The 13,735-nt window shown below is 40.7% G+C and carries 9 protein-coding genes; 5 read left to right on the top strand and 4 right to left on the bottom strand.

Going from position 1 to position 13,735, the window contains the following annotated elements; translation table 11 throughout:
* Window positions 1-91: 91 nt before the first annotated feature.
* The 4 genes from cydC to ald form a co-directional block, all read right to left on the bottom strand.
* On the bottom strand, window positions 92-1,813 hold the full coding sequence (cydC, locus tag AC2IP4_RS09020; RefSeq protein ID WP_486307132.1) for a heme ABC transporter ATP-binding protein/permease CydC: 1,722 nt from the start codon (window positions 1,811-1,813) through the stop codon (window positions 92-94).
* Window positions 1,806-3,587, bottom strand: coding sequence for a heme ABC transporter permease/ATP-binding protein CydD (gene cydD / locus AC2IP4_RS09015; RefSeq protein WP_486307133.1), 1,782 nt, complete (start codon window positions 3,585-3,587; stop codon window positions 1,806-1,808). The genes cydC and cydD overlap by 8 nt, the downstream gene beginning before the upstream one ends.
* A gap of 152 nt (window positions 3,588-3,739) precedes the next feature.
* Complete coding sequence (gene trxB / locus AC2IP4_RS09010) at window positions 3,740-4,705, bottom strand: thioredoxin-disulfide reductase (RefSeq protein ID WP_375322100.1); 966 nt, start codon at window positions 4,703-4,705, stop codon at window positions 3,740-3,742.
* Window positions 4,706-4,858: 153 nt separating this feature from the next.
* Entirely contained in the window at window positions 4,859-5,977 is a 1,119-nt protein-coding gene (gene ald, locus AC2IP4_RS09005; protein WP_375322101.1) for an alanine dehydrogenase, read from the bottom strand.
* 156 nt (window positions 5,978-6,133) lie between these two features.
* On the opposite strand from ald, the gene lrp reads away from it, so the two are divergent.
* The 5 genes from lrp (at window position 6,134) to serS (ending at window position 13,620) form a co-directional block, all read left to right on the top strand.
* The gene (gene lrp / locus AC2IP4_RS09000; RefSeq protein ID WP_045101653.1) at window positions 6,134-6,625 is read left to right on the top strand and encodes a leucine-responsive transcriptional regulator Lrp; all 492 of its coding nucleotides are present in this window, start codon (window positions 6,134-6,136) and stop codon (window positions 6,623-6,625) included.
* 277 nt (window positions 6,626-6,902) lie between these two features.
* On the top strand, window positions 6,903-10,172 hold the full coding sequence (locus AC2IP4_RS08995) for a DNA translocase FtsK 4TM domain-containing protein (protein WP_445819222.1): 3,270 nt from the start codon (window positions 6,903-6,905) through the stop codon (window positions 10,170-10,172).
* Between the two features lie 41 nt (window positions 10,173-10,213).
* Window positions 10,214-10,825, top strand: a complete 612-nt coding sequence (gene lolA, locus AC2IP4_RS08990) for an outer membrane lipoprotein periplasmic chaperone LolA (protein WP_130043201.1) — start codon at window positions 10,214-10,216, stop codon at window positions 10,823-10,825.
* A 19-nt stretch (window positions 10,826-10,844) separates the two neighbouring features.
* Window positions 10,845-12,191 (top strand): replication-associated recombination protein A, encoded by a 1,347-nt coding sequence (locus tag AC2IP4_RS08985; RefSeq protein WP_130048402.1) that lies wholly within the window; start codon window positions 10,845-10,847, stop codon window positions 12,189-12,191.
* A 121-nt stretch (window positions 12,192-12,312) separates the two neighbouring features.
* Window positions 12,313-13,620: a serine--tRNA ligase gene (gene serS, locus AC2IP4_RS08980; RefSeq protein WP_486310196.1), complete on the top strand. Its 1,308-nt coding sequence runs from the start codon at window positions 12,313-12,315 to the stop codon at window positions 13,618-13,620.
* The last annotated feature ends 115 nt before the right edge of the window (window positions 13,621-13,735 follow it).

The following is a 13,735-nucleotide window of genomic DNA, read 5'->3' as shown; positions in this document are numbered from 1 at the left end:
TTATTTCAATCTAAATAATACCAATCAGAGTAAGTAAGTGATCAATCATTTACTACGATTGGTATTATATGTACTTAGTTTGATTTTTTGGTTAAAAACGCTGCCATAATTGATGGTAAGCACCATTCAGAACAAGCAATTCTTCGTGCGTACCTTGCTCGACAATCTCACCATGATCCATTAAACATATTTGGTCCATCGCTTCTAAATTTACTAGGCGATGAGTAATAAATACTACGGTTTTATGTTTAATGTGTTCATTTAATACAGTCATGATGTGCTGTTCCGTTTTCTGATCCAACCCTTCGGTTGGTTCATCTAATAAAACAATAGGGGCATCATGTAGTAGAGCTCTAGCAATACCAATTCGACGACGTTCACCACCAGAAAGTTGACGACCACCATCTCCAAGCCACGCATTTAAGCCTTCATCAACAGCTAGGTCGTACAAGCCTACTTTCTCAAGTGTTTGAGCTAGTAGTTCATCGGTGGCGGAATCATTTGCGAGCCTTAAGTTATCTCGTAAAGAACCATTAAGAATATCAACTCTTTGGCTTACGACTGACATAGCACTACGTAGACTTGATTCTTTCCATTTAGGTAATTGAACACCATCAATTGCAATAGAGCCTGATTTAGGGTCCCATTGACGAGTTAGCAATTGTAATAAGGTGGATTTACCTGAACCAGTTTGACCTACTATCGCCATTTTTTGACCTGATAGTAAATCTAATGAGACATGTTTAATAACGTCTGTTTCTGCATCTAGGTATTGGTAGCTAACATCCGAAATCGTTAAATTACCTTTGACTGTCTGAGTTACCCCATTTTCATCAAATACAGTATCAGGAGTGGCTGTGATTATTTCATTTAAGCGACGAGCAGAGCTTAGTGTTTGGCCTAAATATTGGAAAGCTCCTGCAATTGGCATTAATAACTCAAAGCTTGCCATTGTCGCAAAAGCAACCATAGCGACCATTGGATCAGGCGTCATACCAGCAATACCATCGGCAGAGATCCATAGCATTAGCAGTAATGTCCAACCGTTAGCTAGCAATAGTAAACCATTAGCTAAGCCCGTTAATGTCGCCATGTGGCGTTGATTTGATAGCAGTGCAACTTGAGCATCAAGAATACGTTGTTGATATTGGTCTTCAGCACCAAAGATACGTAACTCTGCATTACCTTGTAGCCAATCTAATGTTTTTATACGTAAAGTGGCTTTATTTTGAGTTAATTCGGCACCATTCTTTTTACCAAGTTTATAGAAAAGTGTAGGCCAAATTAATAATAGAGAAAATAAAATTGCCCCAAGTGTTAAGCCAATAGTGACGTCAAACCAAGCAAGAAAAGCGGTTAATCCTACAATGCCCAATGTTCCAACGATAATTGGACTGATAAGGCGCAAATAGACGTGGTCCATTGCATCAACATCGGCAACAAGACGGTTTAGTAAATCGGCATCACGTAGTTTTGAAAATCGCCCCGGGATTAGCGGAATTAACTTTTTAAAGAAGAAAATACGCAACTCAGTGAGTAGCTTAAATGTCGCATTATGGCTAACAACACGCTCTCCCCATCGGCCAGCCGTTCGACCAATAGAAAAACCTCGTACTGCACCCGCAGGAAGCATGTAGTTAAAGGTTTCTCGAGCAATCGTTAACCCAGCAATGGCAGACGCTGAAATAAACCAACCAGAAATAGTCAGTAATCCAATAGAAGCAAACAAGGTAGCAAAGCTTAAGATCATGCCTAATGTTAAGCCAAACCAATGTTTCTTATATAATTTAATATAGGGTAATAAATCACGCATCAAGATCACCTTGCTTTGGTTGCTTTGCAGTTAGCATGGTTGCAAATAAGCCAGAGCCTTTAATTTCTTCAAATGAACCGGACTGAACGACTTGGCCTTTATCCATGACAAGAATCGTATCCATCTTATGAAGTTGATCTAAGCGATGGCTGATCATTAATGTCGTTAGGCCTTGAGTTGCTTCATTAAGGCTTTTCATTACTAGGCGTTCACTTTTGGCGTCAAGGCTTGCTGTTGGCTCATCTAATATCCATAAGCGGCCTTGCTGTAATAGGGCTCTTGCTAATGCTAGTCGTTGTGCTTGGCCAACTGATAATCCACCAGAACGATCAGATACTTGGTGTTGATAGCCAAGATCATCAATAAATTCATTAGCAAACGCTTGTTGGCTAACTAAATTTAACTGTTCTTTAGAAATACCTTGTTTACCAAGAGTGATGTTTTCTTCAATGGTTCCATGAACCAATGTTGGGTTCTGTCCAACCCAATTGATGTCTTGGTACCAAAGCTTTTTATCTAATTCAGAGAGTTCAGAACCATTGATTTTAATACTCCCTTGATAAGGTAGAAACCCAAGAATCGCATTAATTAAGCTTGTTTTACCAGCCCCGCTAGGTCCAACTAATGCGGTTTGAGATCCTTCGTGAAGATGAAAGCTAATTGGGCCAAGTAATGTTTTTCCATCATGACTTGTTACGATGAGGTCTGTAACTTCAATATCAAGTGTGGTGGATTGGGATACTTTTTGGTTTTTAGCTTCATCACTGTTTTGAATGTTGCTATCAATAGCTAAGAACTCAACAATAGATTCAGCAGCACCAACGGCTTGAGCTTTTGCGTGATAAAAAGTGCCTAAGTCACGTAATGGTTGATAAAACTCTGGTGCTAAAATGAGGATAAATAACCCTGTAAATAGCGTAACTGTGGTTCCGTAATGACCAAAATCAAGTTCACCGATAAAAGTAAAACCAAAATACACAGCCACAATAGCAATTGAGATAGAAGTGAAAAACTCTAATACCGCTGAGGATAAGAAAGCTAATCGTAATACTTCCATTGTTCGTTTACGGAAAATTTCAGAGGCACCGTGAAGGTGTTCCGTTTCTTGCGCCGTTTTATTAAATAAACGAATGGTTGTCATTGATTGTAAACGGTCGTAGAAGTGGCCTGATAAACGTTGTAATGCTTTAAAATTACGACGGTTAGCATCAGCAGCTCCCATCCCTACGAGTGCCATGAATAATGGAACCAATGGTGCGGTAAGTAAAAAGACTAGGCCTGCTGCCCAGTTTTGAGGGAAAACGACAATAAGGATGACAAATGGAATTAACACGGATAACGACATTTGAGGCAGATAGCGAGAAAAGAAATCTTGCATATCTTCGACTTGCTCTAATAATAAGGTTGCCCAAGTACCAGCAGGCTTGCCTTTAATGTATGCGGGGCCTAATTCTTGGAGTTTATTTAATATTAATTGGCGGATATGAATACGAATATGTTCGCCGCAACGGTAACCTGCAATCTCACGTCCCCAACTGCAAGCCGCTCGGATCCCGACAATGACAAGAATGGCTACGAAATGTGAGAGAAGGTCGTATTTATCAACTTGCTCAATAATTAATTGATGCAAGATATCAGCAAGCAATGCAGCTTGTATAATAAGGAAAATACTAGAAAGGAAGCCAAGCCCGATAGAGAGGGTTAGCCATTTTTTTGCAAGCTTACTTTGGCCCTTGAGCCATTGTCCTAACTCGCGCTGTTGATTTTTATCCATAATATGAAGGCTTACGTTTTGTATTATTTTACATACGTACAGTATCTATTTTAATAATTAGAATATAAGAAACCATATGTACATCAGTAAAATAAGATGAGCAAAAGAAACCCGAAGTATTCGCTTCGGGTTTAACGTTAACGGTAGATAGTTTAACTTTCTTTTGCTTCTAACGCATCTAAAAAGCGCTCTGCATCTAATGCAGCCATACAGCCTGTACCTGCAGAGGTAATTGCTTGACGATAATTATGGTCCATAACGTCTCCCGCAGCGAAGATACCTTCAATACTAGTTTGAGTCGCATTGCCTTCAAGGCCTGATTTCACCTTAATGTAGCCATTCTCCATATCAAGTTGACCGTTGAAAATAGCGGTATTTGGTTGATGACCAATAGCAATGAATGCGCCCATCACTTCTAAATTTTCAGTGGCATCAGATTTTGTGTCTTTTAATCGAACACCGGTAACACCCATTTCATCACCTAGCACTTCATCTATCGTACGGTCGGTATGTAGGATGATATTGCCGTTTTTAACTTTATCCATTAAACGGTCAATGAGGATCTTTTCAGATCGGAAGGTATCACGACGGTGAATTAGGTGAACTTCAGCGGCGATGTTTGATAAATAGAGAGCTTCTTCAACAGCGGTATTACCACCGCCGATAACGGCAACTTTTTGATTGCGGTAAAAGAAACCATCACAGGTAGCACAAGCAGAAACGCCACGACCTTTAAATGCTTCTTCAGATTCTAAACCTAGGTATTTTGCAGAAGCACCTGTTGAAATGATTAACGCATCGCAAGTGTATTCAGCTGAATCGCCTTTTAAGCGAAAAGGACGCTGACTAAAATCAGTTTCATTGATATGGTCGAAAATCATTTCAGTATTGAAACGTTCAGCGTGTGCTTTCATTTCGTCCATTAAACCTGGGCCAGTCATATCTGCAGCGCCACCAGGCCAGTTTTCAACTTCTGTTGTTGTCGTTAATTGTCCACCTTGTTGCATACCCGTGATCATCACTGGGTTTAAATTTGCTCGTGCAGCATACACAGCAGCAGTATAGCCTGCAGGGCCAGAGCCAAGGATCAATAATTTAGAATGCTTAACGTTGCTCATAGGATCTCCGAGCTTAAATCAAAAAACAGAAAGTAGGGTGGGAACAAGAAGCGTTCATCATCCTTAGTATGGGATGATTGTAGGGAATTTATTAACGTAAAGAAAGGGCCCGCGATGGGGGCCCTAAAATGATTTTGTTATAGGATATGTATTTTAAGCAGTTAGTGCGGTTTCTGGAGTGACATATTCTAAATCAAAACTCTCAGCGACTTCTTTGCAGGTTACTTTTCCGTGAATCACATTTAAGCCATCAAGGAAACCTTTGTCTTCAAGAAGAGCAACTTTGTAACCTTTGTCTGCTAATTTAATAATATACGGAAGTGTCGCATTATTGAGAGCAAATGTTGAGGTGCGAGCAACTGCGCCTGGCATATTTGCTACGCAGTAATGAACAACGTCATCAACAATATAAGTAGGATTTGCATGTGTTGTTGCATGAGAGGTCTCAAAACAACCACCTTGGTCGATGGCAACATCAACAACAGCAGCACCTGGTTTCATGCGTTTAATGTGGTCAGCGGTAACCAGTTTAGGAGCTGCAGCTCCCGGGATAAGAACAGCACCAATAACAAGGTCAGCTTCTAATACATGTTTCTCTATTGCGTCTACCGTTGAATAAACGACTTTTGCACGACCTTGGAATTCTTCATCAAGTGCGCGTAGTGTATCGATGTTACGATCTAAAATCGTTACATCAGCACGCATGCCTACTGCCATACGTGCAGCATTAGCACCCACAACACCACCACCGACAACCACCACTTTTGCTGGTTCAACACCGGGTACACCACCAAGAAGTAAGCCTCGGCCACCGTTTGATTTCTCAAGAGTTTGAGCGCCTGCTTGAATAGACATACGGCCTGCAACTTCAGACATTGGTGCTAATAGTGGCAGACGACCCATATAATCTGTTACAGTCTCATATGCGATGCAGACTGCTTTACTCTTGATTAGGTCTTCTGTTTGTGGAAAATCTGGTGCAAGATGTAAATACGTGAATAAAATTTGCCCTTCGCGGAGCATTGCACGCTCAACTGCTTGCGGTTCTTTAACTTTGACTATCATATCAGCTTGAGAAAAAACGTCTTCAGCTGTAGGAAGAATGGATGCGCCTACCGCGATATAATCATCGTCGGTAAAACCAATGCCTAAACCCGCTTTTGTTTCGACAAAAACGTTATGGCCATGAGATATTAATTCTCGAACACTTGCTGGGATCATACCAACGCGGTATTCGTGATTTTTTATTTCTTTAGGTACTCCAATGATCATCCTGATTTCCTTCTATGTTATAGTTATTTTGACTGCTTGTAGGGTTTTTGTTTCGAATTTTTATCTAGTATAGATTGTAATTGGCAAAATTTGATGCTAAATATTAAAAAGTTGTAGTATATTTTTTTGCAAGGAAGTAATAAGGTGGAATAAAAAATGGTAGATAATAAGAAACCATCCAAGGAACTGGATCGTATCGATCGCAATATTTTGAATGAGCTCCAAAAAGACGGACGAATTTCGAATGTTGAATTATCTAAAAGAGTCGGTTTGTCGCCAACTCCATGTTTAGAACGTGTTCGTCGTTTAGAACGTCAAGGGTACATCAATGGTTATACAGCCTTGTTGAACCCGCAATATCTTGATGCATCACTCCTCGTTTTCGTTGAGATTACTCTTAATCGTGGTGCTCCGGATGTATTTGAGCAATTTAATACGGCGGTACAACTATTAGATGATATTCAAGAGTGTCACCTTGTTTCGGGTGATTTTGATTATCTTTTAAAGACTCGTGTATCAGATATGAGTGCTTATCGTCGATTGCTTGGTGATACACTATTACGTCTTCCTGGGGTAAACGACACTCGTACGTATGTCGTTATGGAAGAAGTAAAACAAACCAATCACTTAGTGATTAAAACTCGCTAATTGAATCAAGGTTGTAAATTAGAGAATTTTCTTTCTTTAATTTACAAAATCTTGAAGTGCTTAAAGGCTATTAGGTATATTCTATCTATTACGCCTTTAAGTAATGACGAGCGGCGTTATGCCGCTCGACTTGTTTTTAATTTCTACAGATTTAGTGATCCTTACTTTTTTCTCTTCGAATGCATTTATCATTAAAGAGGGATGACTAAATCTAAGCACAGTAACATTGGATAGTATTTTGTTTACAAAGATTAAAGAAAAAATCGCTGAAAGAAAGATGCAGCTAACAACGTTAAAAGTAGAGTCGGTTGCCGAGCCTGAAAAAGCAAGACTTAATGGTAATCAACGTTTACAAGAGGCGTTGTTTATTGTTGGCTTACTTGCCACTATTTTTATTGCCATTTCCTTATTTAGTTTTGACCCTGCAGACCCATCTTGGACACAAACTGCGTGGGCCGGAACGGTGCAGAATGCAGGTGGTTCTTTTGGGGCATGGATAGCTGACACTCTTTTCTTTTCTTTTGGCTCTCTAGCTTACTTATTGCCTATTATTCTTTTAGGCAGTACATGGATTGCTTTTCGTAAAAAAGACGAAGACCAAGAGACTGACCTCGATCTGATGATGATTGGAACACGTATTCTTGGTTTGTTGATCTTATTCCTAACCAGTTGTGCACTTGCTGATATCAACTTTGATGATCTTTGGTACTTCTCTTCTGGTGGAGTTGTGGGTGATGTACTTACTAGTATTACCACGCCTGTTCTTAATTTATTAGGCTCGACTCTTATCTTCATGTTTTTATGGGGAGCAGGATTAACACTATTTACCGGGGTTTCTTGGCTAACGATTGTTGATAATTTAGGTGGGTTTGCTTTAGAAATAACTAGGAAATGTGTTAATAAATTAAGAAAAACTGAAGATGAAACCTATCAAGTTGAAGATGAGGTAGAGCATAAGAAAGCACCTACTAATGCTGCTTCGGCTTTTGAAACTGCGGAAAATGAGCAGTCAGAGATTAATGCTGATCCATTTGAAACACCAAAAATTTCTTCTCGTGAGTTATCAATGTTTGCCAATACACCAGATGCAGAACAAGATAACTATACACGTTCGTTTGAAACGAATGACCATTATACAGATGATCCTCTATTTTCAGCGCCTAGTACGAATATGGATTTTGTACAAACGCCAGAACCAGAATTTAATGATACGCCTTTGGCAGTAGAAGAGTCGCCATCGATAGAAAATCCTCAAGAGTTAAGCAGTCAACCAACGGCTTCAATTGTCTTAAAAGAAATGGCAGAACCTGAACAGCTAGAAGATGGCATTGACTTGGCAATGCGAAGTAATGCGACAATTGCAGAACTTGATACTGAAGCTTTAGATCAAGACCCTTTGTTAAGTCAGGTTGATGCAGAGCACGCTTTTGTACATACATCGACTGTAGCGGCAGTAAGCTCAAGTGCAATGGCTGTGGGCGCTGAAGACATCAGTGTTATTGATATGCCTGAGCTTGTTGACTCTTCTGAGGATACATTAGCGGCAGAGAACCTTGAATCATTAAGCTCGCAATACAATGAACAACAGAGTAATCAATATGAAGAGCAACGTTCTGATGTTGTGATTGAACCGTTTGCTGAAGAAACTACGGTAACAATGCCTTCAATTGGCGATGAAGAGAAAACCTATTTATCTCCTGAACTGGAGTCACTGGTTAACAGTTCAGAGCAAGAAACGATTAGTCCTGTAGAAGAAGTACCGGTACCGACGTTTAATGCCATCGAGGAAGAGGTTGAACTTGAAAATGTTGATGAATTGCATATTAGTGCGGTTGACCCTTCTTTTGATGAAGAAGAAACTCAAGAAATAAAAGAAGTCCCTGTCGTCAATGATGTTGTGATTGAAGAGGTTCTTGCTGAAGATGAGCCTACGAATTCAGATGCGGATATTGCTGCGTTCCAAGCTTTAGTCGCCAAAGAAAAGGCAACGCAAGCGGCACTGCAGAATCCGTTCTTAGTTAACTCTGAGCCTAATCTACCAAAACCAACTGCGCCGATGCCAACGCTAGATTTGTTATTTGCTCCAGATACCCGTGCAGAAATGGAATCTCGAGAATCACTAGAGCATACCGCTCGTTTGGTTGAAGCAAAACTGGCTGATTACAAAATTAAAGCGCGAGTGGTGGATATTTTCCCTGGCCCTGTGATTACTCGTTTTGAATTAGATTTAGCACCTGGTGTTAAGGTAAGCCGTATCTCAGGCCTTGCAACCGATTTAGCGCGTTCTTTATCTGCGATGGCGGTACGTGTTGTTGAAGTGATTCCGGGTAAGCCTTATGTAGGCCTAGAGTTACCTAACTTTAATCGTCAAACGGTATTTTTCTCTGATGTGGTTGGCAGTGATACATTTAAAAATGCAAAATCGCCAACAACCGTCGTTATGGGGCTTGATATTGCCGGTGAAGCGGTTATTGCTGATTTAGCTAAAATGCCTCACGTACTGGTTGCTGGTACTACCGGCTCTGGTAAGTCGGTTGGTGTAAACGTCATGATTTTGAGTGTGTTATATAAAGCAACCCCAGAAGATGTACGTTTTATCATGATCGATCCAAAAATGTTGGAACTTTCTATCTATGAAGGAATCCCACATCTATTGACTGAAGTTGTCACTGACATGAAAGACGCGGGTAATGCATTGCGTTGGTGTGTTGGTGAAATGGAACGTCGTTATAAATTAATGTCAGCGTTAGGGGTTCGTAACCTACAAGGCTTTAATGATAAATTGAAAATGGCAGCAGCAGCAGGGCACCCAATTCATGATCCATTATGGAAACCGGGTGACAGCATGGATGAGATGCCACCATTGTTAGAAAAATTACCATCTATCATCGTTATCGTTGATGAGTTTGCTGATTTGATGATGGTTGTTGGTAAGAAAGTAGAAGAACTGATTGCACGATTGGCTCAAAAAGCTCGTGCGGCAGGTATTCACTTAATATTAGCAACACAGCGTCCATCGGTGGATGTTATTACGGGTTTGATTAAAGCAAACATTCCAACACGTGTCGCGTTTACGGTATCAACGAAAACTGACTCAAGAACCATTCTTGACCAAGGTGGTGCGGAATCACTACTTGGTATGGGTGATATGTTGTATTTAGCACCAGGATCTAACCATACCGTTCGTGTTCACGGTGCTTTTGCATCTGATGATGATGTACATGCAGTGGTTAATGATTGGAAAGCGCGTGGTCGTCCAAATTACATTGATGCGATTACTAAGAGCGAACAAGGTGCTGAAGCGTTACTTCCTGGTGAGAAACCAGAAGGCGAAGAAGAGCTAGACCAATTGTTTGATCAAGTGGTTGAGTTTGTAACCACTTCACGTCGTGGCTCTGTTTCTGGTGTGCAACGTCAATTCAGAATTGGTTATAACCGTGCCGCTCGTATCGTTGAACAATTAGAAGCGCATGGCATTGTTAGTACTCCGGGCCATAATGGTAACCGTGAAGTGATAGCGCCACCTCCAGTAGGTAGTGGCGATTAATCGAATTGGTATTATTTTTATTAGATAAGTGAAAATTATTGATGAAAAAGTTTTTAGTTTCTCTGTGTTTATTAAGTTCTAGTGTATTTAGTGCAGCAGTTTTGGCGTCTCCTCAAAGTGAATTGACTGAGCGTTTAAATCAAAATGCTGGCTTTGAAGCGGTATTTACTCAAAAAGTAGTGAGCCCAGAAGGGGATGTTTTAATGCAAGGCGAAGGGGATGTGAAGATCTTACGTCCTAATTTATTTCGCTGGCATACTCAAACGCCTGATGAGAATTTATTAGTCACTGATGGCGAAACATTGTGGTATTACAATCCATTTGTTGAGCAAGTAACCTTAATGGGACTTGAAAAAGCCACAACACAGACCCCATTTGTATTATTAACACGTAATAAGTCTTCTGATTGGGATAACTATTCTGTGACACAAAATGGTGATGCGTTCACCGTGTCTCCAAAATCTGATTCAGCAGTAAAAAGCGACTTTATTGTTAATATACAGCCATCAGGTAATGTCACTGGATTCTCTGTTGTAGAGCAAGATGGACAACGTAGTGACTTTAGCTTTACGAAATTTGAAGCGAAAAAACCAGCACAAAGTAATTTCACTTTTACTGTGCCAGAAGGTGTTGATATCGATGATCAGCGCTAATGAAAGATAAAGGATAAACGTGAGTAACTTCAGTTTAGATTTTTCAGCAGGGGACGATTTTCGTCCCCTTGCTGCTAGAATGCGCCCTCAAAATATTGAGCAATACATTGGTCAGCAACATCTATTAGGCGTTGGTAAGCCATTGCGTCGCGCGTTAGAAGCCGGACAGATCCACTCAATGATTTTATGGGGGCCTCCTGGTACCGGTAAAACAACATTAGCGGAAGTAGCAGCTAATTATACTAATGCTGAAGTCGAGCGAGTATCGGCAGTCACATCTGGTGTAAAAGACATTCGAGCTGCAATTGAAAAAGCAAAAGAAAACCAAATCACAGGCAGAAGAACCATTATGTTTGTGGATGAGGTCCATCGCTTTAATAAAAGTCAGCAAGATGCTTTTTTGCCACATATCGAAGATGGCACGATCACCTTTATTGGCGCGACGACTGAAAACCCTTCTTTTGAGCTCAATAACGCATTGTTATCGCGAGCGCGAGTCTACAAATTAAAATCATTAGAAAAACAAGATATTGTTCAGGTAATAGACCAAGCGCTTTTAGATAAAGACCGCGGCTTAAATGATGATAATTTTGTACTTCCTGATGATGTAAAATTACAACTGGCAAATTTGGTGTCGGGTGATGCTCGTATGTCACTCAATTATCTTGAGCTTCTGCATGACATGGCAGAAGAAGATCACGACGGTAAGAAAGTGGTGGACTTACCTTTATTAGCGGAAGTGGCAGGTGAAAAACTGGCGCGTTTCGATAATAAAGGGGACATGTGGTACGACTTAATCTCAGCCGTTCATAAATCCATTCGTGGTTCAAATCCGGATGCAGCACTCTATTGGACTGCGCGAATTATAGCTGCGGGTGGTGATCCACTTTATGTTGCGCGTCGTTTGTTAGCAATAGCTTCTGAAGATATAGGCAATGCTGACCCACGAGCGATGGAAGTTGCGATGAATGCGTGGGATTGCTTTACTCGCATTGGCCCTGCTGAAGGCGAAAGGGCGATTGCTCAAGCGGTGGTTTATTTGGCATGTGCTCCTAAAAGTAATGCCGTTTATACTGCATGGAAACAAGCGCAAATGGACGCCATTAATTCACCAGATTATGATGTGCCAAACCATTTACGTAATGCCCCGACATCATTAATGAAAGACATGGGCTATGGCGCAGACTATCGTTATGCTCATGATGAGCCAAATGCGTATGCATCAGGTGAGAATTATTTTCCACCAGAAATGCAGGATCGTAAGTACTACTTTCCAACAAAACGTGGCTTAGAAACCAAAATTAGCGAAAAGCTAGAATATTTAGCCCAATTAGATCAAAACAGCACCTTAAAACGCTACCAATAAAAGATCATTTTCGGTATCTTATTCGAATCGCAATTTGGAACTGAAAATTGCACAAAATTTTATTACTCAGTGTGTTCTGTATTATTTGAATACACAATGACCATAAGGCATAGGATTACAAATGCTTGATTCAAAATTACTTCGTACAGAGCTGGATGAAACAGCAGAGAAACTGGCACGTCGTGGCTTTAAGCTAGACGTAGAGACACTTCGCAATCTTGAAGAACAACGTAAGTCCCTTCAAGTTAAAACTGAAGAGCTTCAAGCGCAGCGTAATTCCCGTTCGAAGTCCATTGGTCAAGCAAAAGCGAAGGGCGATCACGAAGAAGCAGATCGCATTATGGCTGACGTTGCACACCTAGGCTCTGAATTAGATGAAGCAAAAGTAGCACTTGCAGATCTTCAACAACAAATCGAAACTATCGCTTTGTCTGTTCCAAACATTCCTGATGATTCAGTACCGTTTGGTAAAGATGAAGAAGAGAATGTAGAAGTATTACGTTGGGGTAATCCTCTAGCGTACGACTTTGAAGTAAAAGATCACGTTGAGCTAGGTGAAATCGCTGACGGTCTTGATTTTGCGAGCGCAGTTAAAATCTCTGGTTCTCGCTTTATCGTAATGAAAGGTCAATTTGCGCGTCTTCACCGTGCGCTTTCACAATTCATGCTTGATCTTCATACAGAGGAACACGGTTACATGGAAATGTACGTACCTTACTTAGTAAACCACGATAGCCTATATGGTACGGGTCAATTACCTAAGTTTGGTGAAGACTTATTCCACACAAGCCCATTAACAGAGCAAGTGAGTGATGTTCCTCTTAAGATGCTATCACTTATCCCAACAGCTGAAGTTCCAGTAACAAACATGGTTCGTGACACAATTACTGAAGAAGCTGATTTACCTCTGAAAATGACGGCTCACACACCATGTTTCCGTTCTGAAGCGGGTTCTTACGGTCGTGATACTCGTGGTCTTATTCGTATGCACCAATTCGACAAAGTTGAATTAGTTCAAATTACGAAACCAGAAGATTCAATGGCAGCGCTTGAAGAGCTAACAGGTCATGCTGAGAAAGTACTTCAACTTCTAGAGCTTCCATACCGAAAAGTAGTTCTTTGTACTGGCGATATGGGCTTCGGTTCTCGTAAAACTTACGATTTAGAAGTGTGGGTTCCAGCACAAGAAACGTACCGTGAGATCTCTTCTTGTTCAAACATGTGGGATTTCCAAGCTCGTCGTATGCAAGCTCGTTTCCGTCGTCAAGGTGAGAAGAAGCCAGAACTAGTTCACACACTGAACGGTTCAGGTCTTGCAGTAGGTCGTACAATGGTTGCTATCCTAGAGAACTTCCAACAAGCTGATGGTAAGATTGCTATCCCTGAAGTACTACGTAAGTACATGAACGGTGTAGAATTCATCGGTTAATCTGTTCTATAACATAGACTAGATAAACATTAAAAAGTCGCTGTATGTTAAGTCATACAGCGGCTTTTTTTTGTCTGCTATTTACATTATACCAATCTACATAAGTATTTGATCA

Source organism: Aliivibrio thorii (assembly GCF_057368585.1).
The sequence above is the reverse complement of the archived record's forward strand: the minus strand, read 5'-3'. Positions and strand labels throughout refer to the sequence as shown.